Raw genomic sequence first — 25,671 nt, forward strand, 5'->3', positions numbered from 1 at the left:
GTATGCAGCATATATGCATGCTGCAGCGCAGCAAGTCAACACTTTTTCTGCGCTGCAGCATTTCGCTCGGTTTCTGTCGTTCGATCAGCCGCTTAGCTTTTCCGTGACAAAGGTACCCGGGGCCGGTCCCAAGCTGGGGTGCGATTCGGACCCCGGCATGCGGGCGGCAACCATGGCACCCGCGCGCGCTGCCAGCCATTTTTCCCAATAGGGCCACCATGACCCCTCATGATAAGCGGCCCGGGCTTTCCAGCCATCGGGTGTGCCGATCGGTTCGGGGCCCTGCCAATGGCCATATTTCTTTTTCGAGGGCGGGTTCACGATACCTGCGATATGGCCCGATTCTGACAAGATGAAGGTCTTGTCCTTTGATCCCATCTGCACGATGCCGCGAAAGCTGTCTTTCCAGGCGGCAATGTGATCGTTTTCACAGGCGATGGCACAGATGGGCAGCGTCACATCCGACACATGCAGCTTCTCGCCCATCAGATCGAACCCGTCACCGGCAAAGCCGTTGTCCTGGCACAGACCGCGCAGATACTGCACCGTCATCTTGCCGGGCAGATTGGTGCTGTCGCCATTCCAGAACAGCAGATCAAAGGCGGGCGGCGGTTCCCCCATCATGTAGCTGCGCACGGCAGGCCCATAGACCAGATCCTTGGCGCGCAGATAGGAAAACGTCTTGGACATGTAGTGGCTGTCCAGATAGCCCTCGGCTGCCACCTGACGTTCGATCGCGTCGACGAAATTGCCGTCGAGAAACGGGGTGAATTCGCCCTGATCGGCGAAATCGGTCAAGGTCGTGAAGAAGGTCGCGGATTTTACCCGCGCCTGCCCGCGCTTGGCCTTGAGCGCAAGGGTCAGCGCAAGGGTCGTGCCGGCCACGCAATAGCCGATGGCGTTGACCTGATCCTCGCCGGTGATGGCACAGGCCACATCGATCGCCTTGAGATAGCCCTCTTCGATATAGGTCTCAAAACCGGTTTCCGCGTAGCTTGCATCGGGGTTTTTCCAGCTGACCACGAACAGCGTATAGCCTTGATCGACGATCCACTGGATCAGGGAATTCTGCGGCTTGAGATCAAGAATATAGAATTTGTTGATCCAGGGTGGAAACATGACCAGCGGTGTCTGATGCACGGTTGGGGTGGTCGGCGCATACTGGATCACCTCGATCATCCGATTGCGAAACACGACCGATCCCTTGGCGGTGGCGATGTTCTGGCCGACCTGAAACGCGGTGGGATCGGCCAGCACCGGAAGCAATTCGCCATGGCGCGCCTCCAGATCGCGCACAAGGTTTTCCAGCCCCTTCACAAGGCTTTCACCTTCGGTCTGCACGGCCTTTTCCAGCGCGTCGGGGTTGGTGGCAAGGTAGTTGGTCGGCGCAAAAAGGTCGATGATCTGACCGGCAAAGAATTCCACCCGCCTCTTGTCGCGCGGGCTGAGGCCTTCGAGCTCTTCGACGGCGTTGCGCATGACTTCGGCGGAAATCAGGTATTGGGTCTTGATTGCGTTGAAATAGGGGTGCGTTTGCCAAAGCGGGTTGGAAAACCGGCGATCTTCGGGTGGGGTGTCGCCGGCGGGCAGGACGAAATGACCCTGTGCCAGCTCTTTTTGCAGGTCCATGTATTGCGTCAGGGTTTGTGACCAATACTGCACCTGACGCTCCATCAGCTTGGCTGGATTGGTCAGGGCCTCTTGCCAGATGGCCATGCCGGCCTTGAGCATCAGATCCTGCCCCGGCCCCTCCAGCCCGGCATCGCCGGGCTTGCGCGCGCTCAGCGCGGCAACGAGTCGTTTTGACAGATCCTCCATCCGCGAGAGGTTCTGGTTCAGGCGCTCAAGGCTCTCACCCATCTCGCCCTCTTTCGAGTCATCTCGTGCCACCTTGATTTCGCCTTGTTAATGGTTCACTTAATCTTAGCTGCGCCAGGGTGAGGGGGCAAAGCGACGATTTGATCCGGGGCCGTGCTTGTGCAGCGGGTCGTCAGGCAGGAGACGTCGATGCGCTACATGCTCACCTATGACATCATGGAATCCATGCGTGTGACCAATCAGTGGATGGGATCCACGGCACGCGCAATGTGTTCCTATCCGCAATTCGGGCTGATCGCGAACCCGATGATCAAGCTGACCGCCGCGTGGGGCGAAGTGACCGAGCGCAGCTTTGCGCGCATGGCCGTCAAGCCTGACTGGGGCATTCATTCGATCCCGGCTGATGACGGGCGCGACCACATGGTCACGGTCGAACGCGTCACGCCCCGGCCCTTTGGCGATCTGATCCGTTTCAAGGTGCATGGCCGCGCGCCCACGGGCCGCAAGGTCTTGCTGGTGGCGCCGATGTCCGGCCATTACGCGACCCTCCTGCGGTCGACCGTGCGCAGCCTGCTGCCCGACTGTGACGTCTATATCACCGATTGGCACAATGCGCGCGACATTCCGGTCAGCGCGGGCAAGTTCGATATCGAAGACTACACGCTCTATCTGGTGGAATTCCTGCGGATCATGGGCCCCGACACGCATGTGATCGCCGTTTGTCAGCCCGCGCCGCTGGCCTTGGCGGCCACCGCCTATCTGGCAGAGCAAGATCCCAGCGCCCAGCCCCGCACGCTGACCTTGATCGGCGGGCCGATCAACCCCGATGCTGCGGCCACCGATGTCACCGATTTCGGCCGCCGCGTGACCATGGGCCAGCTCGAGCGCATGGCGATCCAGCGCGTCGGCTTCAAATATGCGGGCGCGGGGCGATTGGTCTATCCCGGCCTGCAACAGCTTTCGAGCTTTATGGCGATGAATGCCGAAACGCACGCCAAGGCCTTTGGCGACCAGGTCTTGCGGGTCGCAAAGGGCGAAGCGGGCGATCATGACAAGCACAACAAGTTCTACGACGAATATCTGGCCGTGATGGACATGACGGCGGAATTCTACCTCTCTACGGTCGAGCGCATCTTCAAGGGGCTTGAAATCGCCGGGAACAGATTTGTGGTCGCCGGCAAGCGGGTGGATATCGGCAAGATCACCACCGTCGCCGTCAAGACGGTCGAGGGCGGCAAGGATGACATCTCGGCGCCGGGGCAATGCGTGGCAGCGCTTGATCTGTGCACCGGCCTGCCTGCGCAGCGCAAGGCATCCTATCTGGAACCAGAGGCTGGCCATTACGGGATTTTCGCGGGCAAGAGCTGGCGCAACAACATCCGGCCCCTGGTGCTGGATTTCATCGATGCCAATTGCGACATGCCCAAAAACCCCGTGCGCGCCGTGAGCTAAGGGCAAGCCGCGCTTTTGCCCAAGGCCACATGGCCTAGAAGCGCATCACAAGCGACAGCCGCACCGATGTGGCGTCGATCACAAAGCGGCCAGCCTCGCTGATCTGCGCGGTGGCGGTGTTGTTGCCCGATGTGGTCGTCGTCAGAATGAAGACATGGCGATGGTTGTCGACCCACAGCCGCTCATGCACCAGATCGACGCGCAGCGCCGCGCGCGCACTGACCCGGTGTTCCACCCCGATCACAACATGCGCCCCAAGGGCCAGATCATCGACCGCAAAGGGCGAGATCGCCGAGGTGATCACCCCCGATCCGCCCTGTGCGCTGGCAGCTTGCGCGAAAGCATGGCTGACCGAGACCTTGGCCATTGATATCCCCAGCCCCCCTGACATCAAGACGCCCACCCCGATGTCTCGGCCCATGGTGGCGCGCAGCCGATATATCGGCCCGACCCGCCCCAACAGACCCGCAGCGGCACAATTCTGGCCAAATACGCAACGCGGATACTGCGCCAGGGATCGCGGGCCGGGTTGAAGTTCGATCTCGCCGCCCAGATGCATGCCGCCCCGCGCCGCGCGATACCCAAGCCCCGCCAAGCCGATATCGGCCCGCGACCCAGCTTGCCGCAAGCTGTGCCCGTTGACCGTCTGTGCAAATCCATCCAGATCAAGCCCTTGGCGGCCAATGGCCATCCCAAGGGCAAGATAGCGCCCATCCCACGCGGTGTCGGCGCGGGCATCTGGCGGACAAAGCGAAAGGGCAAGCACAAGCCAAAGCAAGCGCGCCCGTGGTGCAAGCCATCGGCTCTGTCCAAATCCGGTTTTCATGATGACGCCCTGCCCCTCGCTACCCCGATGGGTCACAGGCTGGCGCGGCGTGGATCAGGCTGCATTGACCATAGTCAACAGCCTCAACCATACCCGATTTCGGATTGATCGCGGCCAATTTGGGTCAGTCGTCCCATGCGCGGTTGTCTTTTGCACGACGGGGCGGGCAAACAACCCAAACCCCTGACGCAAAGCACCGCACACCGCACTCAATGGCAAGATGATCCGTCCTGTCGGGGCGCAAGATCGCGCATGCGTGCCAAAGCACCAGTCGCCTGTCCGTGCCAGACCATACGTTCGCAAGCAGGCGGGCACCGGCGGCCTGACCGAAGATGGGTCATGTCGGCCGAACTGCGGTCGACAGGTTCATCCAAGGAGATCCAATCATGAAACGTTTCATTATGCCCCTGATCGCTGCCACCGTTCTTGCTGCCGGGGCTGCCAATGCCGGCGGCAACTGGTCGCTCGTCGAGCAGTTCGGCATCGGCAACGCACAAGGCACGATCCAGAACGGCAATTACAACGGCGCCTATACCGGGCAAGTCGGTGGGCAAATCGGCGGTCACGGCGTGCCGGGTGGCTTCAACGGCTCGCTGACCATGCAAACGGGCGTGGGCAATTTCTCGGCCACCAACCAGTGGGGCGGCGGCAACCTGTCGATCACCGATCAACTCGGTGTCGTCAACAGTTCCGCCACGATGCAGCTGGGCGTCGGCCATGAGGCCGAGACGATCCAGCATGGCATCGGCAACACATCGATGACCGTTCAGTCCAACTGATCCGTGTCGGGGGTCGTGGGACCAAGGCCAAAAGCCAGCGGCCCACGGCCCCCAATCGGTCGATACACCACCCCTGAATGGAGGGCACAGCCCATGCCGACCCCATCCCGCTATCGTCTTTCGCTGCACTTTGGCCTGATACTGTGCCTGGCCCTTGCCGGCCCCGTCGCGGCACAGAACCTGTCGGAAACGGTCCAGACCGGCGCCGAAAACAGCGCATCCACCACCCAGGAAGGGCGGAATTTCTCCTTCACACTTCAACAGGGTTTGGAAAACGTTGCCACAGTGGCGCAGACAGGGCGCTACAATCTGTCGGCCTTGTCGCAATCGGGCGAAGGCCATGAACAAACCGTTACCCAGACGGGTGATCTGGCCATTCATTCCTCGACGCAAGCGTCAACCCGTTTGGGTGACCTGGCCATATCCCGCAGCGGCACGGCGGGCGGCATCTCAACGCGGTTCGATGCACTGTTCGAGTGATCCGGCACGCTGCCGGTTTGCGACCGACCCCACCACAGCCCCAAGGGATCATGACCATGGAGAGACTGTCCAGACATCGATCAGGCGCCGTGACGGGGTCGGGGGTCAGCAGGGCGGTGGCGGTGTGCCTCGTGCTGTGCATCGCCCTGTTGATCCCCCAAACCCCAAAGGCCCAGACCAACCCGGATGCGCCTGTCTGCTCGATCCGCATGGACAACGAGGGGCGCGTCATGCAGCTTGTGGGCATCTTTGTGGGCCCCGAACCCGCGGCGGGCAGCTATCGGCTGACCGTGCTGAAGCAGGGCCTGAGCGGGACATCCCGAACGGTTCAAGATGGCAGGTTTACCGCCCGGAGGGATGGGGGCGAGCGGCTTTTGGGGGCCGTGGCGATCCGCGTGTCGGCAGGCGACGCGCTGAGCGCGCTCTTGACGATCCACACAGGCGAGGTGGTGATCTGCACCGCGACGCTGTGAAGGCCCAGCTGCCGTCAGCGGCGTGTTTGACCATCATCAATGCCGCCCGCCACGATTCGCGCGACCTATTGCAAGCGGTCGCACAGGCCGCCACGGCGGCGATCCATCAGGGCCAAGACATCTGGCAACCACCTGACAAAGCGGGAAAACATCAACCCCCTTCCATCGGAGGGGCCCGTAAGGCTTGTCCGCCGGAAGCACGCGCATGCGATGCATGTGCAAAGGGGGATGGATGGCGGACGGAACCTTGCACGATGGTCTTCATGTCTCGCGCCATGAGATCGGCGCGCTCTATGAGGCGGCCCTTGAGGGGCGATTTCAGCCGGCGGTTCTGGATCTGGTGGCCGCGCGTATCCCCGGGGCTGCGGCCCTGCTTTACCGGCAAGACAGCACGCAACCGGCGGCTTGCGGTATCTTGCATCGCGGGCTGGGCGGTTTGGCCATGCCAGCCTTTCCGGCCAGCCTTGCGGCCAACAACCCGCTGTTTCGCGAACATCGCCGCCGGCCCGTGGGTGCCGTGTTTTCGGACACGGCCCTGATGGCGCGGTCCAGCTTTCGCGCCACAGCCTTTTTTCGGGATTGGCTGGCACAAGGCGGCGATTTCGACGCCGCGACCGGTGTGGTCATCGCCCGCGAGGGTCCGGTGCAGACGGTGCTGGAAATCCGTTACCCCACCCATGCGGAACGCCAGGCCGCACCAGCCGCCGAGATGGTGTTGGGTGAATTGGTGCTGCATCTGGCCCAAGCTGCGCGCATTGCCGATCTGACGCTTGGGGCTGGTCAGGCCCAGATCGAGGCGCGCAATTTTCTGGAACTGAGCTCGTTTCCGACCTTTATCGTCGATGCCGCTTGCCGCATTCACGCCATGAATGGGCGCGGCGAGGTCTTGCTCAGGGTGGGCACTGGGCTGGTGTTGGGCATGGACCGAACCTTGCAGGCGGTCGAGCCCGAAGATACCGCCCATCTGCAAGATGCGGTCGCCCAGGCGAGCCTGTCGGTTTCCGCGCGCAGCGCTGTGATGGGCCTGAAGTCGGGCGCACGCAAGGCGCCGCGCGTGCTGACGCTGACGCCGCTTTCCGCGCTCAGCCGAACCGATCTGCCCTGTGGGGGGGGCTGTGCGCAACAGGGGCGCGTGGCGATCATGGTGATTGATGGCGCCGATCAGCTGCGCCTTGGACGCGATGCGCTTTGGGCGATGTTCGATCTGACCGCGCGCGAGGCGGAACTGGCGCTGGCGCTGCTCGAGGGGCGGACCCTGCCGGAACTGGCGCGCGCGCAAGCGGTGTCCAAACAGACCTTGCGCAATCAGCTGTCGTCGATCTTGCGCAAGACCGGAACCACCCGGCAAAGCGAATTGGTGGCGCTCTTGCTGCAAATGGCGCGCGCCCTGCCGCTGTGAGGCCCGCGTTGACGGCTGACAATGCGCACGCAGGCCCCACAGCCGAGGATGGGCCCCAACGCGACAAGACCGAAACCAAGGGAGGCAAGCGGCAATGGCGGATCGAATCCTCGTGGCAACTGACGGCTCGGAAACGGGCGCGCGCGCCGTGGCCTGTGCAGCGGAACTCTCCGACAAGCTGCACCGTGGCTTGAGCATCTTGCATGTGCAACTGCATGCCCGGCCTTCGATCGAGCTGACGCGGCTGGCGGAAACCGAGCATCTGCTCGATCATCTTGCCCGTGCCCCGCACAGCGCGGGCCATTCATCGGCCAGCAGTCTTGGTGCCTATTACGAGGCAACGAAAGGCGCGGTCGAACGCGCCTGGGTGATCGAGGCGATCGGGACCGAGATTTTGGCGCGTGCTTGCACCAGCGCCGCAGACGCCGGCGCCCGCGACATCCGAAGCCGTGTCGCAGCAGGCGATTATGCCGATGAAATCCTCGACATGGCCGAGGCCGAGGGCGCCGGCATGATCGTGTTGGGGCGGCGCGGCTTGGGGCGGCTGCGCGAGGTTCTGGTGGGAAGCGTCACGCAAAAGGTGCTGCATGCCACCGATCGCACCGTTGTCATCGTCCGCTGAGGCGGCGGCGATCGCACACGGGATCAGACATGACCGACCGACAAGACACCGGGGACATGGGCGCGCATCTGGGTCCATGGCCCGAAGCCACCGTCGCCATGTTCGCCGATCTGGGGCTGGCCGAAGACGAGATCGCCCGACATCTGCGGATCGATCGCGCCAAGGTGCGCCAGTTGCAACAGCGCGCGGGCAGGCCCGATGGCCTGCCGCCTTGGGTCGGTCCGGCAGAGCCGCCAGATCCGCCCGCCCTGCCCGATCCGCCCGATCCGGCACCGGCGCCGCGGCGCTGGTGCTGCTGTGCGCTTGTTCGGGCCTTCATCGAGCGGCTTTGCCGGAGGTAACGTGATGGGGCCGATCTTTGCCGACCGAACCGACGCGGGGCTCAGGCTTTTGCCCCCGATCAAGGCGGCGCTTGCAAAGGGATGCGATCTGGTGGTGATCGCATTGCCGCGCGGCGGCGTGCCTGTGGCACGGGTGATCGCATCGGCGCTCAAGGCGCCGCTTGACGTGGTGCTGGTGCGCAAGGTGGGTCTGCCCGGCCAGCCGGAACTGGCGGTGGCCGCCGTGACCAACGGGCAAGCCCCCGAAATCCGCATCAACCACGATGTTGCCCGGATCGCCGGCCTGTCAAAGGCCGACATCGCGCAACTGGCAGCCCCCGCGATTGCCGAAATCGCGCGGCGGCGGGCAGTGTGGCATGGGGTGCGGCCCATGGTGGCGGTCGCAGGCAAGACCGTTTTGGTGGTCGATGACGGTGTCGCGACCGGGGCCAGCATGCGCGCGGCCCTGGGGTGGCTCAGGCGGCAGGGCGCGGATCGGTTGATCGTCGCCATCCCCGTCGCCCCGCGCGAGGTGCTGACGCAGCTTGCCCAGGACGCAGATCAGGTGATCTGTCTGGCCACCCCCAGCCCGTTTCATGCCGTGGGTGCCCATTTCGCCGATTTCCCACAGATCACCGATGCCGAAGTGACCGACGCGCTGGCCCAGAAAGACGGCTGAGGCTCAGCCCAGGGGCGCCAGCAATGCCGTGGCCATGGCCAGAAAGCGCTGTGCGCGCGGAGCCCATTTCCGGGGTGTGCGCGGGTTGGGATCGCGCAGATGGTCGATGGCAAGGCGGGCCTGTGTCAGACAACGGGTCGCGGCATAGACCTGTGCCAATTCGGGGCAAGGTGCCGGGAACCCTGCCCCATCCAGTTGCGCAGACAAGGCCGGGCCGATCCAGTCCGCCCCCAGCAAGCGACAATCAAGCCCAAGGCCCAGCATCTCGTCATGCGGATCGATCAGGCGGAAATCATGGTCGAATTCCACCCGGTCAAAGGCCAGCGGCGGCCGGATCAGACAGACATGTTCGGCCCGCAGATCGCCATGGCCCTCGATCACCAGTCCGGCCGCGCCGCGCGCCAGAATGAGCGGCCGCGCCCGGGCCAGAGCATCGCGGGCGCGCGCCAGCATGCTGTCGCACAGCGCCCCGCCCAGATGCGCCCGCATCTGGTGCAGATGCGCCAGGTCGGTGGCCATCTCACGCGCGAGGCGGGTGAAATAGGTCTGGCCTGCACCGGGCGGCGCAATCTGGCGGCGGTAAAAGGTGATCATCACGCGGCCGAAATCCGTGATCTCCGGGGCGGTGGGCGGTGGCCCTTGGATCAAACGGCAATCGAGCATGGCGCTTGCCGGAAGGCGCGCCATCTCGACCAGCCAATCGACGATCCGCCCCGGCCCGCCCAGCGCAAGACCACCCTCGGGCGTCTGCACCAGCGCGACCAGACCGCGATACACCTCACCGGCCATGGCCCGGTTCAGGCGCAATTCCTCGGCGCAAAGCCGCGCACGGGCCGCAAGGCTGCGCATGTCGGCATGCGGCAGGCGACAGGGTTTTTTCAGCTTGAACACCCGCGTCGTGGTCAGAAACACCAGCGAGGCATGGGTTTCGATGCAGCGCGGCGGCGGGTCATCGGGCCAGGGCGCGCCGCTTTCCAGAAAGGCGCGCTTGTCGGCCAACCCGGGGGGGCGGATGCGGGGTATGGGCGCCATAGACCGGGCCGCAAGGCTCAGTGCCACATGGCGCGGATGGGTTTGCGCAGGGTTTGGCGCACTTGCGCGATCTCGCCCGCCGACACATGGCGCCGCAACAGATCCAGCACCGCCATCACCGCGCGCTCGGGGTCGGGCAACGGCGCCTTGTCGAATGTCGCGCTCACGCGCGCCAGAAGGTCGGATTTGCTGCGTGCCCGGATGGGCATCGCGGCGGGTGACCAGCCTTCGAAAAAGATGCCGCGCATCAACATCGGCAATTGGGCCGCCAGATCGGCGGCCTCTTCGACGGTCAAAAGATCGCGCACCGCATGCAGGGTTTCGCGCAAGAGCAGATAGGCACGGCCCTTTTCCGACCAGCCCAGATCGGCGCATAATTCATTGAGCCATTCGGCCACCACCTGTGGTGCGTGATCGATTGAGGAGATGCCGGTGATCGACATGGGATGTCCTTTCGCGTGATCGCTGCCGCCAAGCTTGGGCGCCGGTGGGCGCCGGGGCATTGACCGCAGGCAATGCGCGCACCGCTCGCACGGCGCATGGTGGCGCGTGATGCTGTTTTTCACGCTCAAGGGATCGGACATACTGGGCCGTCGCATCGCGGCGGCGGGCGGCTGGCCCATCGCCCCCCATGAAGAGCGCGATTTCGACCGGGGCGAACACAAGGCCCGCCCCCTGATCGATCCGCGCGGGCGCGATGTCTTTGTGCTGGCCGCGCTTCAGGGGGGGCCGGAGGCATCGGTCAACGACCGCTTGCTGCGCTTGCTGTTCTTTCTGGCCACCTGCCGCGATCATGGCGCCGCGCGCGTCACGGCCATTGCCCCCTATCTGCCCTATGGCCGCAAGGACCGCCGGACCAAGGCCTTTGACCCGCTGGGGATACGCTATGTGGCGCAGACCATCGAGGCGATGGGCTGCGATCAGCTTGTGACGCTGGAGGCCCATAACATCGCCGCGCTCGATTGTGCCTTTCGCCGGCCGGTGCTGCATCTGGCGACCGACCGGCTCTGGGCGGCCGATATCGCGGCGCGCGTCAAAGACGCAGCGCGCCCGCTGGCGGTGCTGTCGCCCGATCCGGGCGGGGTCAAGCGCGCACAGCTGATGGCCGAGGCCTTGGAGACGGCGACCCAGCGGCCGGTGCGCTTTGGCTTCGTCGAAAAACGGCGCAGCGCTGGCGTGGTGTCGGGCACGCAATTCGCGGGCGATGTGGCGGGGGCTTCGGTCCATGTTGTCGATGACATGATCTGTGGCGGTGGTACGCTCTTGCGCGCAGCCCAAGCCGCCCGCGCCCATGGCGCAGCCCAGGTGCATGGGCTGGCCACGCATGCCCTGTTCACCGACACGCTGGTCGATCTGGTGAGGGGGAACGGGGCTTTCGACAGCCTGACCGTGACCGACAGCGTCGCGCCTTTTGCGCAGGTGGCCATGGGTCTGGCGGGGCGGCTGCGGGTTTTGGGTGTGGCCCCGATGATCGCCGAGGCAATCGCATGCATCCATGATGCAAGGCCACAATCCGCCCCCGCCCCGCCATGCGTGGTGCCCCTTGCGACCCATCAATGACCGCAACCGCGCGCCAGGCCATGCTCAAGATCCTCGATCACACAGGGAGACGGTCATGAAGATCTCGAAAGCCATGCACCCCAAGGCCACATGGGCCAGCGCCGACACATCGGTCAAGGACGTCGCGCGCATGATGGAAAAAAACGACATCGGCGCCGTGCCCATCGGCCAGAATGACAAGCTGATCGGCATGCTGACCGACCGCGACATCGCGCTGCGCGTCGTGGCGCGCGGGCTTGATCCGGCAACCACCACGGCCAAGGACGTGATGACCAAGGGCATCGTGTGGTGCCGCCTGTCGTCGACGGTCGAGGATGCGATCCATCTGATGGAACAAAAACAGATCCGCCGCCTGCCGGTGATCGATGACGACAAGCGTCTGGTCGGGATGCTGAGCCTGGGCGACATTGCCCATTCGGTCAGCCGCGAATTGTCGGGCGAGGTGTTGCATGCGGTGGCCGATCATCACGACGGCGCGGGTCGGGGGGTGGCGACGTGAACCGGTGCTGGGCGGGGCTGGCCGCGCTTGCGCTGGTGGCAGGCTGCGAGAACCTGACGACCGAGCAGCGCACGCTGGTGGGGATCACGGCGGGGGCCGCGACCGGGTTGATCACCGCCGAGGCGCTGGGCGCGGATTCCAACTGGCGGCTGATCGCGGCCTTGGCCGGGGCTGCGGCCGGCACGCTTGTGGCCCAGAACGCAGCCGTCGGGCGCTGTGCCTATGCGCGCGGTGATGGCACCTATTTCGTGGCGGCCTGCCCCTGACCGGGGCGGCGAGCGCACAAGCCGATACCGCCCGTGCAAAGACCCGCGCAGAAAGATGCGCGGGTCGGTCATGGTCCTTGATGTCAATGCAGCGGCTTGCCGCCGAGTTGTGTCAGGATGGTGTCGGGGATCGCGTCGACCAATTCCGGCTCGCCCGCTTCGCCGGCCAGATCCTAAAGACTGTCGATCGCGACCAGATCGGGGCGGATGATCTCGAGCAAGCCGTCGTCGGCCAAGGCATGAAAGGCACGGCTGATCGATTCAGGCCGCGCGCCCAAAAGATGGGCCACATCCGCGCGACTGATGGGAATGCGGACCGTCAGGCGCCCGTTCATCGTGCCAAACAGGTTTTCCACCGTCTGAAACCGGCTGCAGAGCGTCAGCAAGAACCCCGCCAGCCGCCCCCGGACCCGCGGGTTCGACAAGACGATCATCCAGTCGCGGCTGCGGTCGATCTCGGTCAGGAACTGGAGCAAGATGATCCGGTCAAGCGCCGGGGAACGCGACAGCAGCGCTTCGAACGGGCCGCGGCGAAAGGTCAGAAGCGTGCTTTCGATGGCCGCCTCGAGGGCAAACTGCATCGGGCCGTCAAACACCCGCCCGAACATGTCGCCCGGCACCAACAGACCCACCACATGCTGGCGCCCGTCGGGCAGGGTCTTTTGCATCCGCAAGATGCCATCCGTCACGAAACCGACGGTGTCAAAAGCATCGCCCGCATCGGTCAAGACCTGACCCGCATCGAGTTTGCGGACCTGACAGATCTGATTGAGTTCCGCCAAGATGTCCTCGGGCACATGCGCAAGTTCCGGGATCATGCTTGAAACGCAGGTTCCGGTCTTTTTTGGCACGAAAGCCATATTTCCCCCTTGTGCAGTTCAGATGCATCCCTGCCTGCGCACGGCCCGCAAGATCTGGCCCGGCAAAAGCGCCACACACCAGTGTTCGGCAGTGCCGCTTGCGTCATGAGAATGTCACGTACGTTACTAAAAAGGTAACATGGACAATAATTGGCAAAACTTTCATTTGCCTTCATTGAGCAAAGTCAATGCGTTGATCGCCCTGTTTCCCCGAAGGTCAGAAAGTTGACAGGGTATATTATTGGGAGCAGCAATAGTGGCACTTCGCATTTGGGCATTGGTGACGGATGGGATGCGCGCGCGCATCTTGCGCCGTCTCGACAGTGTCGATGGCGAAGACCCGGTTGAGCTGTTCAGCACCTCGGGGGCCAGGCATCTGCGCGACAGCATGGCCATCACATCGCGCGACGATCTGTCAGCCGATGATGACGAAGGCGATGTCACATCTGACGCCCCGGGCGGCCCGATCCGCAAGGATATGGAGGAATTTGCACACGACATTCTTGGCTTTCTCGAGCTCCATCGCCGTGCGGATGATTTTGAACGGCTGGCCATCTTTGCAGGCCCCTTGATGCTGGGTGTCTTGCAGATGGCACTGCCCGCAAGCCTGAAGCGTATCCTTGTGGCAGAGCGTGCCTTGAACCTGATCACGCTGCCCGAGCCTGAGTTGCGCAAGCGGGTGCTGCAATTGATCCATGAAAACGACAAACGCCGCGGCGCCTGAGCGCGGCCCGACCAGGAGAGACTGCCGATGACCCAGATGCACAACAGCCTTGCCAGCGCAGAAGCTTGCATGAATTGCCCGCTGAAAAGCCGCGCGATCTGCCGCGCGATCAATGCGGGGGCAGCGGCCGCCGGGCGCCAAGGTGCGCGGGTGCGGAAGCTGCCGCAAGATTGGGTGATGCGCGATGCTGGCGAGGCACCCAAGCTGACCGGCATCTTGCGCCGCGGCTATCTGAGGACCGAACGGATCCTGGAAGACGGGCGGCGCTGCATCGTCGATCTGGCTGTGCCATCGGATGTGGTCGGAACATTGCTGGATGGGACGGGCAACTGCACCATATCGGCCGCCACCGACATCGAGATCTGTGCCTTTGATCCCAAGATCCTGCGCAGCATGATGGAGCGTGATCCCGCCTTGCGTCTGGAAATCCTGCGCGCGGCCGCCCAACAGCATGCCCGCCAGCTTGAACTGGTCTGGCGGCGTGGCGCGCTCAACAGCCGTGAACGCATCATCGCGTTTGTGGTCATGGCCGCTGAAATCATGCCCGGCGAACCCATGCCGGACGGAAGTCTTGTGGTCTCTATTCCCATATCGCGGCGCGATTGGGCCGATGTCACCAACACCACCGTCGAAACGATCTGCCGGACCCTGGGCCAGCTTGCTGAAGCCGATGTTTTGCACAGCGTGTCGCCCGCGCGATACCGGATCAACGATCTGGCAGCGCTGTCGGAATTGGCTGGTCTGGACCCCGATCTGGACAAGATCGCCCATTGCCGCGGCACATCCGAAGGGCCCTATGGCATGACAAGCCACGCCTTGCAGACGCACACATTGCACATGTCCACCGCATCACGCATGGGCAGCGGGGTCTTGTCGGCGCGGTCACGTCTGCCGGGGGCAGGACAAGGCGCCGCGCGCCAGTAAGCCAAGGGGCGGTGCGGCCCGGCCCTTGATGGTCGTCAATGCCGCCACCGCCCCACGCGCCATAATGATGTCGGAGGCCGGATCGCTGCCGCCGGGTGGCAGCCCCCCACACAGGAGACACACAGATGCCCAAACACAGTTCATCCGTGGATGTGCAGCACGAGGCCGCACCCAGCACCGAGGCAGGCCGCGACGGCTGGGCGCCGCTGGTGACCATGCGCGACGAGATCGACCGCCTGTTCGACGATTTCGGCAGCGGTTTCTGGCGCCATCCGCTGGCGCGGCGCATGGGGCCGCGCGCAGGCTTCAGGGTCGACATGCCGCTGTCGCCGGTGGTCGAGGTGATCGACTGCGACGGTGAATACCGCGTCACCGCCGAATTGCCGGGCCTGACCGCCGAGGATGTGGACATCCGCGTCACCGATGGCATGCTGACCATCCGGGGCGAGAAATCCGAACAGACCCGCGACGAAAAGGCCGATTATCTGCTCAGCGAACGGCGCTATGGCGCCTTTCAGCGCGGCCTGCGGCTACCGACGGGGGCTGATCCCGACAAGATCACGGCGCAATTGGCCCAAGGCATCCTGACGGTGACGATGCCCAAAACGGCGCAAGCCCGCCAGCAAGAACGCAAGATCGAAATCAAGGCGGCCTAACCCCAAGGGGCCGTCTTGGGCGCGCCGAGCAATCGGTGCGCCGCGGGCCCGGCGGTGTTTAGTCCCCACGCCGCCGGGCCCCTGTAGCGCCGATCACGGCGCGGTCATTCTTGGACCGATTCCAGATAGCGCGCGATCGACAGGATGCGGCCGCGCACGACGACCTCGGCCCCGAAATGGCCCGCATCCTCGACCGCCGAAGCCATGTAGCGCGCGCCCCAGACAGGCATGAGCGTGCCATGCGGGCCCACCCCGCTGCGCCCGTCGATCACCTGAATGATCTCGAGCAAGGGGAATTCGCCGTCGTTTTCCGCCGACAGCCGGGTCAGCCCGGGGGTGGGCACGTTGAGATAGCGCGCGACCGGGCCATCGCCCAGCGCGGTTTCGCCGTGACAGGCCGAACAGCTGTACATGTATTCCATCCGACCTGCCTCGTCGGCGAAAGCGAGGGCGGGCATACTGGCCTGTCCGATGAGGGCAAGGGCCAGCACCGGGACAAACCGGCGCGAAACAAGGGTGCGCTTGGGCATCATGATCTCCTGCATGTGGGAAGACTTGGGTGCCCACAGTCTTGGCGCGGATGCGATCGACAGCATTGACGGCACGCAAATGCCCATCCGCGGCGGGCTTGCGCATGGTCAATGCCCATGACCCACGCCCCGCTAGCATCACCCCCTGTTCACCCCGCAGCCGATGGAGGATCATCATGGGCGACAAGGAACTGAGACTGGATATTCTGGAAGAACTGGATCTCGAACCAAGTTTTGACGCGGCCGATATCGGCGTGGCCGTGGATGGCAATGTGGTGACGCTGACGGGCCATGTGCGATCCTTCAGCGACAAGGTCACCGTGCGCGACATCGTCGAGCGCATCCCAGGCGTGCGCGCCATCGCCGATGACATCGAAGTACGCCCCATCGGCGCGCATATCACCGCGGATGACGAAATCGCCAAGCGCATCGTCAACACGCTGAAATGGAACAGCTCGGTGCCGGATGAAAAGATCACCACAACTGTCACCAAGGGCTGGGTCACGTTGGAGGGCGATGTGGAATGGCACTATCAATCCACCGCCACCGAACAGGCGGTGCGCCGCCTGGTGGGTGTCACGGGCGTGAACAACCGCATCAAGATCACCCCCGCAGTCAAACCCGCCGATGTGTCAGACCGCATCCAAAAGGCGCTCAAGCGCGATGCCGAGCTTGATGCCAGCGCGATCCGGGTGAATGTGGCAGGCAGCCGCGTCACCCTTGAGGGGCGGGTGCGGTATCTGGGCGAACGCCGCGCCGCCGAACGGGCGGCATGGTCGGCCCCCGGCGTGACCGAGGTGATCGATCATCTGACGGTCGCCTGACACGACCCGGCTCAGCCGCTTGACCGCAGCCACGCCTCCGCGCCTTGATCGGGCCCGGAGGCGTCGTCGGGCAGACGGGCCATGCTTTCCGCCTCACGCCCGCGCACGACACGATGACCCGCAAGGGGCCCTTGGGTTTCGGTCACGATGGTGCATTGCCCCTCGGGGCCTGCGCCCTCGCGGAAATAGACCACGACCCAATCTTGCGTCCGGCCAAGCTCATGGGCGCGTGCGGTGTTGGAATAGAGCAGCGTCAGATGCCAGTCGTCGCGGCGCAGATGCAGGATCGGCAACCACGCCTGTCCTTCAGGGTTGAAGCGACGGGGTGCGATCTTGCGCAACTGGCCGGCCGCAGCCTTGCGGCGGTAGAGCGCATCGGCCTCGAGCAGCAGGCCAACCGGCGGCGCGGGCGGCTTTGTGCGGCCCGCCCGCCCACGAGGGACGCGTGAAAGGCGCGCAGCCAGGGCCGCCAGGATCGCCGCCCGCCGGCGCGCGCCGACCCCCGGCACCTCGGCATCGCCCAGACGCAGCGCGGCCTCCAGATCTTCCAGCGTTTGCGCGCCAAGCAGATCCACCAGCCGCTCGGCCAGAACGGAACCGATGCCGGGAATGGTCGCAAAGAGCCGCGCCGGTGTCAGCGCCGCCTCCAGCCGGTCGAGTTGCCCCCAACGGCCTGTCGCAAGCATCTCGACGATGGCGGCAGCGATGCCGCGGCCAATACCGCGCAGCGCGATCAAGGCTGCGATGCCACCACGGGCGTGGATGTCTTCCAGCGGCACGTCCAGCGCCACGATCTCATCGGTGGCGGCGCGATAGGCGCGGATGCGAAAGCGGTCGGCGCCTTGTTGATCGAGCAGATCGGCAAAACGCGAAAACCGGTCCGCGATCTGAAGATTGGACAAGATCAGGGCGGGGTCGGACGATGGCTGAGGAACGCGCCGTTCTGTCAAGGACATCGGGTTTTCTCCGTGATTTTCGTGGGTTCGGCCCTTGTGTGCCGCATGGCGACAGGCTTGACGCTTGCCGGGATCGCGGCATTGACGGGGCGCAACACGCACCGCGCATCCGCAAGACCCGGGGGCAGTTCAAGGGGGCGAAAGGGCGCTTGATTGCCGGCCAAACGCCAGCATGCCCCGGGGCGGGGGCGAGGCGGGAGAAGCTGGGGACATCTCGACCGCCCCACCCCCTTGGTCCGGGGCAGGACCAGATCCACCGCGGCTCGGGCATCGTTCATCGGGGTCACCCCCGGATAATCTTTGCCCGACCGCGGTGGATCGGCCCGACAGGTCGATACAGTTTCGGAGGATCGGCCTGTGGTCCCTTGCCCGAAGGCGCCAGATCACTGCCTATGTCCGTTCCTGATCTTCCCATCGAGAGATTTCAGAATGCCGCACTTGAGGGAATCACGCATTGACGGCGCGCAACGGCCCGATCGGCCGGTTACGACGGCGATCCACCCCGCCCAAAAGCCACGCCGATTGGGTCGGTCGCTCAGCCCTGCGGCCATCCGTGTGGCGCGTATCCATCATGCGCCACAGGGCGGCTAAGGCGCAGCACGCTGCGGCCTTCGATCATGACTTCGGTCGCGCTGGATTGCGGGCGTGCAGCAAGCGCATCGCGGCCAAGGTCGAACAGCATCCGTGTGGTTTCCTGAAGCCGATCCTCGGCTTTTTCGGCGCGCGCATTGGCGGCAGCAAGCTGAGCGCGCAGATCATCAAGCTGGGTGCGGTAGAAATCACGCTGGGATTTCGCAATTTCCAGCGCGACCACGGCATCAAGCGGGCGCTGACGGTCGTCTTTTTGTTTGGCCACGGGTGCCCCTGTCTGGTTTGCGCCTCGGTCACGCCGGGGTTAGTCACACCTCACCTTGATACAGTGATCCTCGGGCAGCAATCGCACCAAAGTCTCAGGGCGCACCCAAACGGGGGCCGCGTGAGCGCCGTGAAAGATCAGGTCCGCGCATAGACATCTTCATAGCGGATGATGTCATCTTCTCCGAAATAGCTGCCGGTTTGAACCTCGATCAAGACCATGGGCAACCTTCCGGGGTTTTCCAGCCGGTGGATTGCGCCGGGGGGAACATAGACCGACTGGTTCTCGGTCAGCAAGATCACCTTATCACCGGCGGCCCCCGAACCCTTTCCATGTTTGGGGGAAACGCCCGGCCAATTAAAGCGAACCACCTCTTCAAAGCACGACACAACAAAAAGCCTTTAAGGGTTCGATCAAAAAAGGGCTTAAATCAAAAAGCAGCGCAATACGATCTTTTCCAGTTCGAGACCTCGCACTCATACCCGTAGTCTGCATGAGCAGCTTGATGAAGAATCCGCTGACATCGTGCCTTGCTTGACAAACGAAAAGACCACGACAGAAAAATCAGTAATCGATCATGAAATATGACTCAAACACTCTTTTGCTGAATTGAAAAAATATGCGTTTGGGTAGTGGGACTTTATCGAACTGTCAAAGATCGCCTTGATCTTGAAATAATCATTGGGGGCCATATGAACACGTCGCCCTAACATAATAGCGGCAATCGCGATGTGTAGCCGATTCGTGGACACCTGAGCATAGCGCCCAATCCGCTCCAGCAAACGATCAACGGGCGTGTGCGCTCGCCCAAGCCTCGACAAGTCGACGTTAGATTTGGGCAGCATGAAACCATCTTTGGGCGCTTCTGCATCTTCCCGGAAGAACAGACCATGCGGTTCGATAGGAGCCGCAGACGCAATATCCAAAAAGAACGCCATATCATGGCAAAAGAAACTATCAGGCATGTACTCTTGGCTTTGAAAGTGATCCCGTGCAAAAAAATGTGTATCCTTGGGAAACAAGTTACGATCTATGGGTATTGCAAAGGTTGACGGCAAAATCACAACCGTGTCAAAAGCAGTGGCAAGATTGGCTAATCTCGGCAGAATATCATAGTGTGTGGTCAGCGCACCAGACCCATTATAAATCATGATTGGATCTGGGTGACCTGTTGCTGCCTTGGCAGTTTCAATCGTTAGACGGCCTTTGTGGATATCCTTTGCGCGGATCGGCACATATGAAATATTTGCCCACCTTAGAAAGGCTTCGGCACCTTCACGAATCAAACTATCACCCCAGTTTCCAGGGTTGATAAAGAACACAGCAGGGCGTCCTGCTGCTATCGTCTGCAGTCGCGTAGCAAGTGCATTGAATTCAGGACGATGGCTAGGCTTCATGACAGTCGTCCCTGCGCACGCAATCGCGCCTTAAGTCCCAATAAATGGATTTGTATCAAATGCATCAACCGCAAACGATGGCCGCGCAACCCCTTCGAACTGCGGCGATGATCTGTGGAGATGGTGCTGATTTCCGAGCGTACACCGAATGGTGCGGGCTGGCAGGCGAGACCACGATCTGTCCGCGCAATCCAACGCTGAATTTGCACGTCTACTGGATAACGCATTCCTGTTGCCTGCACCATCATCAAGAAAGCTCGTGCGCCGCCGCGAGTCCACATGAGCGCGGTTGTGGTCACGGGCATATAATGAGCTTGAAATAGAGGCAGCGGACCACTCCAAACTGCGTCTCGAATGGGCGTAAAATATCGTTTTGCAGGACGTGCCAAATTGGCGACATCCCAGATTGACTGCCGCGGCCAGTCCCGACAAAATGCCTGTAGAGTCGCCATTGTGTGCTCTGTGACAGCAACGTCATCTTCCAGTACAAGACCCAATTCAGCATCAGTTTGCAAAAATGCCTCGGCGGCCTTGATATGGCTTTGAAAACAACCCACCTCACCCGGGGTTAATTGACGCCCTATAGTGTTGATGGCTCCAATGCCCAAGGTCTTGTGATCCAATCGACGCCCATCAACTGCTGCCAGCCGCACAAAGGTTAATCCGATTTTGTCCATCTGCACTGCGGTTGCGGACAATCGTTCTGGGCTAGAGTCAAGATTAATCACAAAGGTGGCAAGCTGATCCATATGAGGTCCAAAACAGTTGTCAATGTCAGTAGATAATTAATAGTTGTCACAGGGCTTTAAGTCTATCGCCGATTGCTACCGTAATGGCCATAAAATTATGAAATTTGACAGTGTTTCCCAAGAATGTTTCGTGGCCTTGGCCGCTAGTCCAAGTGGTGGGTTCATGGTGTATGCGCCCATTTTTGCGTGATCATGAGGGCAGCGTATAGAGTGAATTGTTCCGCGTGCGCGCCACAAGACGATATCCCCGGCGGGCAAATGCGGCGGCGCAGCCCGGATAATCGGCATCGGGCTCGGGATGTTCGATCACGATCCGGCGGGGCAACAGCCTCTCGTCGCATGTGTCGAGAAACGGCACGAGCGCACGATCTTCGTTGCCCTCGATGTCGATCTTAAGCCCATGGATCGCCGTAAGGCCGGTTTCGGACAAGATCGCCGCCAGCGTGCGAATGGGCATTTCCCCGCTCGCACTTTGCCTGACTGCGACGATGGCCACGTCATCCTTTCGGATCACCAGATCGCCACGCCCATCACTGTCAGAGACAGCCGCATGAACAGCCACCAGATTGCTCAGGCCGGAGGCGGCGGAATTCCACAGGATGCGCGCGATCATCTTGGGGTTTGCATCGACGCACACGACGCGCCCCATGGGACGCGCCACAGCCAAGGGCAAGGCGTAAAGGCCGATATTGCTGCCGATATCGACGAACGCTGCATCCTCCGGCGCTCCGTCGAGCAGGAAATCGATATCAGTGCCATTGTAGTTGGGCACCAACAGCAGACCGTATTCGATCAGGTTCTGTTCCCCGCGGATACGATAGCCAGCCCGGCGAAAACGGATGTCGAGCGGGCTGCGGCCCAAAGCCAGGATCAACCGCGTCATGCCCCCCCGAAACACGCCGCGCTTCAGGAAGCTGGCGCGACCAAGTCCAATCAGCATGCGCTGAACGACGTTTGGCGCGAAATATCCGAACGGGAGGTGAGAATAAGGATCAAGCGCGGATTGCTCCATCTCCGTGACTGACCGCCAATCGCCTTGCATATCGTGCCACACCTTTTCTGACGGAACAGAAGTAGCAGGTCATAGGCGCGTTGAAAACCTGACACAGCGCAGTCGGGAAGCAACACCATGCGTCGCCTCTGGCGAAAACCACATATCATCGGACCATGCACCGCCCAAGGGGCCGAGAATGCACCTTTTTTTGCGCAATCAAGGGTGGCGTCCTGACCAGAGATCTTCATAAACAGCACCGATGGCGGCGGCCTCGCGTGTGACGCTGAACAGACGCAAGGCGCGGTTGCGCGCCGCGGTCGAGATCACCGCATGGCGCGGCAGATCGGTCAGAAGGGCAAGCGCAGCATCAGCCGCCGATCGCCAATCCTCGGGTGCCACCACCGCTCCTGCCTGATCCGGGCCGCCCTCGGGTCCGGCGAATTCCGCGAAATGCCCCGTCCGGCTTGCGATGAACGGCACACCGCAGGCCATGGCCTCGATCGGCGTGACGCCATACCCCTCGTAGCGCGGCAGCGCCATGAGCAAGCGCGATCCCTGCATGAGACCGGGCATCCGTTCGGCTGGAACATCCCCCGCAAAGATGACGCGATCAGCCAGGCCAGCCGCCGCGACCTCGGCCTTCAATCCCGCGAGAAAGGCCCGGTCCGCCGGCTTGGCGATGCCTGCCACGACGGCGACGGCCCCCGGCAGGTCCGGCAAGGCTCGGATCATCGCCTTTACAAACAGATCGGTGCCCTTTTCGGGTCGGACACGCCCGACGGTCAAGATACCATATTCGCCGGGAAAGCCCGTTGCGCGCCATGCCGCTGCCCTGTCTGTCGCGGGACAAAACCGAACTGTGTCAACGCCATGGGGGACGATGGCCCGGCATCCCGGCACAAAACCTGCCGCTGCATCGGTCGTGGCAATCACGGCATCCATGCGCCCGATAAGCCATCGTGGAAAGGCCGAATGCCGGCGCTGCGCCGCCGAGGTAAAGACGATCCGAATGGGCAAGCGCAACAGATCGCGCGCGATCAGCGCAAGCTGCATCTCGGTGTTGCGGCGCACATGCCAGATCGCAAAAGGCCGATCCTTTGGGGCGGTGCGCGACAAGGCCAAGGCGCGCTTCCTGGTGATCGGGTCCGGGCAGCCGGGCAAGGCACAGCCCACCAAAACGGCCCTGAACCTGTGGATCTGCTCTGGCAAAACCGCAGCGGCGGTGGCCGATACCCCCGTGTAGCGGGGATTGAAGTTGGTCACGAACAGCTCAGGCGCATCTTGCATCAGCGGTCTCCGACAGCCGAACCATAGACAGCGCGCCGGTCTTGGGTGTCAAGCGCGCTGGCGCAAAGCGCAACCATGGGGTGGCAACGCACCATCCTTGGTCAATCGCGCAACGCAAGCTCCTGTATCTTTGCCATCGGCTGCCAGACATATTCCAGCACGGTCCGCTTGCCCGAAAGCACATCGACCGTTGCCGTCATGCCAGGAATGAACGTCACGGCAAGGCCGGTGTCTTGAAGGATCAATTCACCCTCGATCGCCACATCCACCAGGTAATGGCTGGCACCCTGATTCCGGTCATCGACGACGGCATCGGGGCTGATGCGGATCACGCGCCCATCGACTGAACCGTATTTGGCGGAATCATACGCCGACAGGCGGATGCGCACATCATCCTCCACCCTGATGCGCGAGATATCTTGGGGCATGATGCGTGCCTCGATGATCAGAGCCTCACCTGTGGGGACCAGTTCCAGCATCACGTCACCGGTATTCACGAAACCGCCAGGCGTGCGGAAGTTCAGCCGGCTGACGATCCCCTCCATCGGGGCACGGATCACCGTGCGGCTGACGCGTTCCTCAAGCCGGGGCAGCGATTCACGCAGTTCGCTTTGCTCGGCGACGACGGAATTCAATTCGTCCATTGCCCGCAGCACATAGTTTGCCCGCGCGTTTTCCACCTCGGTCTCAAGCTCCTGCATGCCCGAGCGGGCTTGTTCGATCGCGACGCGCGCACGATCGCCTTCGCCGCGGATCTGTTCCAACTGACGCTGCAATTCCAACAGTCGGGTGGCGGGTGCGATACTGTCGCGCACAAGGGGTGCGACCACTGCGATCTCTTCCTCAAGAAAACCTGCCGTACGTTCGGCTGTGCCCACCATGGATTCGGCCCCGCGCAGGTCCTGTTGGCGTTGCTGCAACCGCTGTTCGAGCACCGCAAGCATCCCGGCCAGTTCCGCGCGGCGCGCGGCAAACAAGCTTTGTTCTGTCAGCGCCACCATCGGTGAGCGCGCGCTCAAGTCAGCCGGCACGGAAAAGTCGCCGCCGTTGATTTCTGCCTGCAGTCGCAACTCCTTGATATCAAGTCCAGCAAGACGTTGGGCCAGGCGGTTCAACTCGCTGCTGGCATCGACTGGATCGATTTCAAAGAGCACCTCGCCTTCGGCGACGACGGTGTTTTCCGACACGTAGCGGCGCAAGATAACGCCCCCTTCTGACGCCTGCACCATCTGGTTCTGGACCGAGGAAACAATCCGACCTTCGCCTCGGGTCACGCTGTCCAGTTCGGCCCAATTTGCCCAGATCAAAGTTAACCCCAAAAGCGCAACAATGCTGAGCATGATCGCCGATCCGGCCAGACCTTCACGGCCGGCCATGTCACGCGACAAGGTTTTGAAATCGATGTCAGCCATGTTGCCCTCTTACCGCGCTTGTGCCTTGAGTTTTTCGGGCGTCGTGTCTGCAACGATGGTGCCTTGATCCATAACCAGAACGCGGTCGGCAAGTTCGAGCAACGTGTTGCGATGCGTCACCATCACCAGCGTTCGGCCACCAGCCCAAGCTTTCAATCGCCCGATCACGGCCTTTTCTGTGGCGGTGTCCATCGAACTTGTCGGCTCGTCCAAAACAAGCAGGTTGGGATCATGCAAAAGAGCCCGGGCAAGGTTGATTGACTGGCGCTGCCCACCCGAGAGCCCCTCGCCCCGTTCGCGCAATTCCATGTCATAGCCTTGCGGATGGCTGGAGACAAAATCATCAACCCCGGAAAGCCTGGCGATGTTCAAAAGATGCGCATCGTCATATTCATAGAACCCCATCTGAAGGTTCTCTTTCACCGTACCCGAGAACAGCCAGGTTTCTTGCAACATGACACCCACATTGCGCCGCACATCCGATTTGTCGATCTGGCGCAAGTCCACGCCATCAATCAGGATGGAGCCTTCACCGGGTTCGATCAGTCCCGAAATCAGGCGCGACATGGTCGACTTGCCCGAGCCCATCCGGCCGACAATGGCAACCTTTTGCCCCGCAGGGATCTTCAACGAGAAATTGCGAATGATCGGATTGGTTGCACCCGGAAAGGTGTAGCTCACATTCTTGAATTCGACCGCACCGGACAAATGGGGGCGGCTCAGCCGTGAACGGTTGCTGTCAATCTGGTCAAAGGTATCATTCATGACAGAGGAAAGCGCGCGATAGGCTTGGCGCGCGCCGTTGGCCCGGGACATTGCCGAAGCCAATTGCGACAGTGGCGCCAGTGTCCGCCCACCCAAGATCACGGCGGCGATCATCGCGCCCATGGATGCTGACGCGCCGAGGCTTCATGCGGACAAGCAACAACATCTGTGTTTGATAGCTTCGCGGCCGCGCGACGGCATCACATCAAGAATGCCCACACAGCCGAGAGCCCCACGTGGTCTCGAAGCTCACACTCTCAGAAATGTTGCTGTGCGCCCTTCAATCGCGTGCGGTCCCGAAACGCACAGCTGCGGCACCGCCGTCAGCCACCTGAACTAAAATAGGGAAGACGAGCATGAAAGATTTCAACAACACCACAGCCAACGTGGGACAGAAAATCTTAGCGATCGACGCACTTGTGCAAACAGCGGCTTCCAAAGCTTACATCATAAGTGTTGAGCCTGGGCAGGAGCTGCCCATTGGTGTTCAAAACGCTAGCTACCGAGGTCAAGACGCGGCTTTCATCCGGGT

29 protein-coding genes and 1 pseudogene are annotated in these 25,671 nt (G+C 62.4%); 15 read left to right on the forward strand and 15 right to left on the reverse strand.

Going from position 1 to position 25,671, the window contains the following annotated elements; all coding sequences use genetic code 11:
- Positions 1-84: 84 nt before the first annotated feature.
- On the reverse strand, positions 85-1,860 hold the full coding sequence (gene phaC, locus Q0094_RS02500) for a class I poly(R)-hydroxyalkanoic acid synthase (RefSeq protein WP_297614976.1): 1,776 nt from the start codon (positions 1,858-1,860) through the stop codon (positions 85-87).
- Between the two features lie 147 nt (positions 1,861-2,007).
- Here phaC and phaZ point away from each other — a divergent pair, with 147 nt between their 5' ends.
- On the forward strand, positions 2,008-3,270 hold the full coding sequence (gene phaZ / locus Q0094_RS02505) for a polyhydroxyalkanoate depolymerase (protein ID WP_297614919.1): 1,263 nt from the start codon (positions 2,008-2,010) through the stop codon (positions 3,268-3,270).
- Between the two features lie 34 nt (positions 3,271-3,304).
- Here the strand turns inward: phaZ and Q0094_RS02510 are convergent, their stop codons facing one another.
- Positions 3,305-3,961, reverse strand: coding sequence for a hypothetical protein (locus Q0094_RS02510; RefSeq protein ID WP_297614921.1), 657 nt, complete (start codon positions 3,959-3,961; stop codon positions 3,305-3,307).
- A 521-nt stretch (positions 3,962-4,482) separates the two neighbouring features.
- On the opposite strand from Q0094_RS02510, the gene Q0094_RS02515 reads away from it, so the two are divergent.
- From Q0094_RS02515 to Q0094_RS02545, 7 genes are all read left to right on the forward strand, one after another.
- Positions 4,483-4,875 carry a hypothetical protein gene (locus tag Q0094_RS02515; protein ID WP_297614923.1) on the forward strand — a complete coding sequence of 131 codons (393 nt, stop codon included), beginning with the start codon at positions 4,483-4,485 and terminating at the stop codon, positions 4,873-4,875.
- Positions 4,876-4,968: 93 nt separating this feature from the next.
- A complete protein-coding gene (locus tag Q0094_RS02520; RefSeq protein WP_297614925.1) occupies positions 4,969-5,355 on the forward strand; it encodes a hypothetical protein in 387 nt (128 codons plus the stop codon).
- A gap of 50 nt (positions 5,356-5,405) precedes the next feature.
- The gene (gene csgH / locus Q0094_RS02525; RefSeq protein ID WP_297614927.1) at positions 5,406-5,828 is read left to right on the forward strand and encodes a curli-like amyloid fiber formation chaperone CsgH; all 423 of its coding nucleotides are present in this window, start codon (positions 5,406-5,408) and stop codon (positions 5,826-5,828) included.
- Between the two features lie 232 nt (positions 5,829-6,060).
- Positions 6,061-7,227, forward strand: coding sequence for a helix-turn-helix transcriptional regulator (locus Q0094_RS02530; protein WP_297614929.1), 1,167 nt, complete (start codon positions 6,061-6,063; stop codon positions 7,225-7,227).
- A 94-nt stretch (positions 7,228-7,321) separates the two neighbouring features.
- A complete protein-coding gene (locus tag Q0094_RS02535) occupies positions 7,322-7,849 on the forward strand; it encodes a universal stress protein (RefSeq protein ID WP_297614931.1) in 528 nt (175 codons plus the stop codon).
- 29 nt (positions 7,850-7,878) lie between these two features.
- Positions 7,879-8,190: a hypothetical protein gene (locus tag Q0094_RS02540; RefSeq protein WP_297614933.1), complete on the forward strand. Its 312-nt coding sequence runs from the start codon at positions 7,879-7,881 to the stop codon at positions 8,188-8,190.
- A gap of 4 nt (positions 8,191-8,194) precedes the next feature.
- A complete protein-coding gene (locus Q0094_RS02545; RefSeq protein ID WP_297614935.1) occupies positions 8,195-8,848 on the forward strand; it encodes a phosphoribosyltransferase in 654 nt (217 codons plus the stop codon).
- A gap of 3 nt (positions 8,849-8,851) precedes the next feature.
- Here the strand turns inward: Q0094_RS02545 and Q0094_RS02550 are convergent, their stop codons facing one another.
- On the reverse strand, positions 8,852-9,880 hold the full coding sequence (locus Q0094_RS02550; RefSeq protein WP_297614937.1) for a hypothetical protein: 1,029 nt from the start codon (positions 9,878-9,880) through the stop codon (positions 8,852-8,854).
- Positions 9,881-9,897: 17 nt separating this feature from the next.
- On the reverse strand, positions 9,898-10,323 hold the full coding sequence (locus tag Q0094_RS02555; protein ID WP_297614939.1) for a DUF2267 domain-containing protein: 426 nt from the start codon (positions 10,321-10,323) through the stop codon (positions 9,898-9,900).
- 109 nt (positions 10,324-10,432) lie between these two features.
- On the opposite strand from Q0094_RS02555, the gene prs reads away from it, so the two are divergent.
- The 3 genes from prs to Q0094_RS02570 are packed head-to-tail and all read left to right on the forward strand — an operon-like array spanning position 10,433 to position 12,205.
- On the forward strand, positions 10,433-11,440 hold the full coding sequence (gene prs, locus Q0094_RS02560) for a ribose-phosphate diphosphokinase (RefSeq protein ID WP_297614941.1): 1,008 nt from the start codon (positions 10,433-10,435) through the stop codon (positions 11,438-11,440).
- 55 nt (positions 11,441-11,495) lie between these two features.
- Complete coding sequence (locus Q0094_RS02565) at positions 11,496-11,939, forward strand: CBS domain-containing protein (protein ID WP_297614943.1); 444 nt, start codon at positions 11,496-11,498, stop codon at positions 11,937-11,939.
- Positions 11,936-12,205 (forward strand): glucose-6-phosphate isomerase, encoded by a 270-nt coding sequence (locus Q0094_RS02570; RefSeq protein ID WP_297614945.1) that lies wholly within the window; start codon positions 11,936-11,938, stop codon positions 12,203-12,205. The genes Q0094_RS02565 and Q0094_RS02570 overlap by 4 nt, the downstream gene beginning before the upstream one ends.
- A 173-nt stretch (positions 12,206-12,378) precedes the next feature.
- Here Q0094_RS02570 and Q0094_RS02575 read toward each other — a convergent pair whose 3' ends face one another.
- A complete protein-coding gene (locus Q0094_RS02575; RefSeq protein WP_297614947.1) occupies positions 12,379-13,023 on the reverse strand; it encodes a Crp/Fnr family transcriptional regulator in 645 nt (214 codons plus the stop codon).
- Positions 13,024-13,321: 298 nt separating this feature from the next.
- Here Q0094_RS02575 and Q0094_RS02580 point away from each other — a divergent pair, with 298 nt between their 5' ends.
- The 3 genes from Q0094_RS02580 to Q0094_RS02590 all read left to right on the forward strand — a co-directional run bounded on the left by Q0094_RS02580 (position 13,322) and on the right by Q0094_RS02590 (position 15,369).
- On the forward strand, positions 13,322-13,789 hold the full coding sequence (locus Q0094_RS02580; RefSeq protein WP_297614950.1) for a host attachment protein: 468 nt from the start codon (positions 13,322-13,324) through the stop codon (positions 13,787-13,789).
- A 27-nt stretch (positions 13,790-13,816) separates the two neighbouring features.
- Positions 13,817-14,713, forward strand: a complete 897-nt coding sequence (locus tag Q0094_RS02585; protein ID WP_297614952.1) for a Crp/Fnr family transcriptional regulator — start codon at positions 13,817-13,819, stop codon at positions 14,711-14,713.
- A 125-nt stretch (positions 14,714-14,838) separates the two neighbouring features.
- Entirely contained in the window at positions 14,839-15,369 is a 531-nt protein-coding gene (locus Q0094_RS02590) for an Hsp20/alpha crystallin family protein (protein ID WP_297614954.1), read from the forward strand.
- A 104-nt stretch (positions 15,370-15,473) separates the two neighbouring features.
- On the opposite strand, the gene Q0094_RS02595 is transcribed toward Q0094_RS02590, so the two are convergent.
- On the reverse strand, positions 15,474-15,899 hold the full coding sequence (locus Q0094_RS02595) for a cytochrome c (RefSeq protein WP_297614956.1): 426 nt from the start codon (positions 15,897-15,899) through the stop codon (positions 15,474-15,476).
- Between the two features lie 176 nt (positions 15,900-16,075).
- Here Q0094_RS02595 and Q0094_RS02600 point away from each other — a divergent pair, with 176 nt between their 5' ends.
- Positions 16,076-16,723, forward strand: coding sequence for a BON domain-containing protein (locus tag Q0094_RS02600; RefSeq protein ID WP_297614958.1), 648 nt, complete (start codon positions 16,076-16,078; stop codon positions 16,721-16,723).
- A gap of 11 nt (positions 16,724-16,734) precedes the next feature.
- Here Q0094_RS02600 and Q0094_RS02605 read toward each other — a convergent pair whose 3' ends face one another.
- From Q0094_RS02605 to Q0094_RS02645, 9 genes and pseudogenes are all read right to left on the reverse strand, one after another.
- Entirely contained in the window at positions 16,735-17,679 is a 945-nt protein-coding gene (locus Q0094_RS02605; protein WP_297614960.1) for a DNA-binding protein, read from the reverse strand.
- 535 nt (positions 17,680-18,214) lie between these two features.
- Positions 18,215-18,535 carry a hypothetical protein gene (locus tag Q0094_RS02610; protein WP_297614962.1) on the reverse strand — a complete coding sequence of 107 codons (321 nt, stop codon included), beginning with the start codon at positions 18,533-18,535 and terminating at the stop codon, positions 18,215-18,217.
- Positions 18,536-18,672: 137 nt separating this feature from the next.
- Positions 18,673-18,843: pseudogene (cpsB, locus tag Q0094_RS02615) on the reverse strand (mannose-1-phosphate guanylyltransferase/mannose-6-phosphate isomerase); the annotation flags it as partial.
- A 267-nt stretch (positions 18,844-19,110) separates the two neighbouring features.
- Entirely contained in the window at positions 19,111-19,932 is an 822-nt protein-coding gene (locus Q0094_RS02620; RefSeq protein WP_297614965.1) for a polysaccharide pyruvyl transferase family protein, read from the reverse strand.
- Positions 19,929-20,681 carry a glycosyltransferase family 25 protein gene (locus Q0094_RS02625; protein WP_297614967.1) on the reverse strand — a complete coding sequence of 251 codons (753 nt, stop codon included), beginning with the start codon at positions 20,679-20,681 and terminating at the stop codon, positions 19,929-19,931. The genes Q0094_RS02620 and Q0094_RS02625 overlap by 4 nt, the downstream gene beginning before the upstream one ends.
- A 190-nt stretch (positions 20,682-20,871) precedes the next feature.
- Positions 20,872-21,621 (reverse strand): FkbM family methyltransferase, encoded by a 750-nt coding sequence (locus Q0094_RS02630; RefSeq protein ID WP_297614969.1) that lies wholly within the window; start codon positions 21,619-21,621, stop codon positions 20,872-20,874.
- A gap of 270 nt (positions 21,622-21,891) precedes the next feature.
- Positions 21,892-22,962 carry a glycosyltransferase family 4 protein gene (locus Q0094_RS02635; RefSeq protein ID WP_297614971.1) on the reverse strand — a complete coding sequence of 357 codons (1,071 nt, stop codon included), beginning with the start codon at positions 22,960-22,962 and terminating at the stop codon, positions 21,892-21,894.
- Between the two features lie 101 nt (positions 22,963-23,063).
- Entirely contained in the window at positions 23,064-24,374 is a 1,311-nt protein-coding gene (locus Q0094_RS02640; protein ID WP_297614973.1) for an HlyD family type I secretion periplasmic adaptor subunit, read from the reverse strand.
- Positions 24,375-24,383: 9 nt separating this feature from the next.
- A complete protein-coding gene (locus tag Q0094_RS02645) occupies positions 24,384-25,262 on the reverse strand; it encodes an ATP-binding cassette domain-containing protein (RefSeq protein WP_297614974.1) in 879 nt (292 codons plus the stop codon).
- Positions 25,263-25,671 lie beyond the last annotated feature (409 nt).

The organism is uncultured Roseicyclus sp. (assembly GCF_937892565.1).
Classification (GTDB): domain Bacteria; phylum Pseudomonadota; class Alphaproteobacteria; order Rhodobacterales; family Rhodobacteraceae; genus Roseicyclus.

Excerpts from the sequence above, each read along its gene's own strand:
- phaC (WP_297614976.1), bottom strand. The coding sequence starts at position 1,860 with ATGGGTGAGAGCCTTGAGCGCCTGAACCAGAACCTCTCGCGGATGGAG.
- phaZ (WP_297614919.1), top strand. The coding sequence starts at position 2,008 with ATGCGCTACATGCTCACCTATGACATCATGGAATCCATGCGTGTGACC.
- Q0094_RS02510 (WP_297614921.1), bottom strand. The coding sequence starts at position 3,961 with ATGGCCATTGGCCGCCAAGGGCTTGATCTGGATGGATTTGCACAGACG.
- Q0094_RS02515 (WP_297614923.1), top strand. The coding sequence starts at position 4,483 with ATGAAACGTTTCATTATGCCCCTGATCGCTGCCACCGTTCTTGCTGCC.
- Q0094_RS02520 (WP_297614925.1), top strand. The coding sequence starts at position 4,969 with ATGCCGACCCCATCCCGCTATCGTCTTTCGCTGCACTTTGGCCTGATA.
- csgH (WP_297614927.1), top strand. The coding sequence starts at position 5,406 with ATGACCATGGAGAGACTGTCCAGACATCGATCAGGCGCCGTGACGGGG.
- Q0094_RS02530 (WP_297614929.1), top strand. The coding sequence starts at position 6,061 with ATGGCGGACGGAACCTTGCACGATGGTCTTCATGTCTCGCGCCATGAG.
- Q0094_RS02535 (WP_297614931.1), top strand. The coding sequence starts at position 7,322 with ATGGCGGATCGAATCCTCGTGGCAACTGACGGCTCGGAAACGGGCGCG.
- Q0094_RS02540 (WP_297614933.1), top strand. The coding sequence starts at position 7,879 with ATGACCGACCGACAAGACACCGGGGACATGGGCGCGCATCTGGGTCCA.
- Q0094_RS02545 (WP_297614935.1), top strand. The coding sequence starts at position 8,195 with ATGGGGCCGATCTTTGCCGACCGAACCGACGCGGGGCTCAGGCTTTTG.
- Q0094_RS02550 (WP_297614937.1), bottom strand. The coding sequence starts at position 9,880 with ATGGCGCCCATACCCCGCATCCGCCCCCCCGGGTTGGCCGACAAGCGC.
- Q0094_RS02555 (WP_297614939.1), bottom strand. The coding sequence starts at position 10,323 with ATGTCGATCACCGGCATCTCCTCAATCGATCACGCACCACAGGTGGTG.
- prs (WP_297614941.1), top strand. The coding sequence starts at position 10,433 with ATGCTGTTTTTCACGCTCAAGGGATCGGACATACTGGGCCGTCGCATC.
- Q0094_RS02565 (WP_297614943.1), top strand. The coding sequence starts at position 11,496 with ATGAAGATCTCGAAAGCCATGCACCCCAAGGCCACATGGGCCAGCGCC.
- Q0094_RS02575 (WP_297614947.1), bottom strand. The coding sequence starts at position 13,023 with ATGATCCCGGAACTTGCGCATGTGCCCGAGGACATCTTGGCGGAACTC.
- Q0094_RS02585 (WP_297614952.1), top strand. The coding sequence starts at position 13,817 with ATGACCCAGATGCACAACAGCCTTGCCAGCGCAGAAGCTTGCATGAAT.
- Q0094_RS02590 (WP_297614954.1), top strand. The coding sequence starts at position 14,839 with ATGCCCAAACACAGTTCATCCGTGGATGTGCAGCACGAGGCCGCACCC.
- Q0094_RS02595 (WP_297614956.1), bottom strand. The coding sequence starts at position 15,899 with ATGCCCAAGCGCACCCTTGTTTCGCGCCGGTTTGTCCCGGTGCTGGCC.
- Q0094_RS02600 (WP_297614958.1), top strand. The coding sequence starts at position 16,076 with ATGGGCGACAAGGAACTGAGACTGGATATTCTGGAAGAACTGGATCTC.
- Q0094_RS02605 (WP_297614960.1), bottom strand. The coding sequence starts at position 17,679 with ATGTCCTTGACAGAACGGCGCGTTCCTCAGCCATCGTCCGACCCCGCC.
- Q0094_RS02620 (WP_297614965.1), bottom strand. The coding sequence starts at position 19,932 with ATGAAGCCTAGCCATCGTCCTGAATTCAATGCACTTGCTACGCGACTG.
- Q0094_RS02625 (WP_297614967.1), bottom strand. The coding sequence starts at position 20,681 with ATGGATCAGCTTGCCACCTTTGTGATTAATCTTGACTCTAGCCCAGAA.
- Q0094_RS02630 (WP_297614969.1), bottom strand. The coding sequence starts at position 21,621 with ATGCTGATTGGACTTGGTCGCGCCAGCTTCCTGAAGCGCGGCGTGTTT.
- Q0094_RS02635 (WP_297614971.1), bottom strand. The coding sequence starts at position 22,962 with ATGCAAGATGCGCCTGAGCTGTTCGTGACCAACTTCAATCCCCGCTAC.
- Q0094_RS02640 (WP_297614973.1), bottom strand. The coding sequence starts at position 24,374 with ATGGCTGACATCGATTTCAAAACCTTGTCGCGTGACATGGCCGGCCGT.
- Q0094_RS02645 (WP_297614974.1), bottom strand. The coding sequence starts at position 25,262 with ATGGGCGCGATGATCGCCGCCGTGATCTTGGGTGGGCGGACACTGGCG.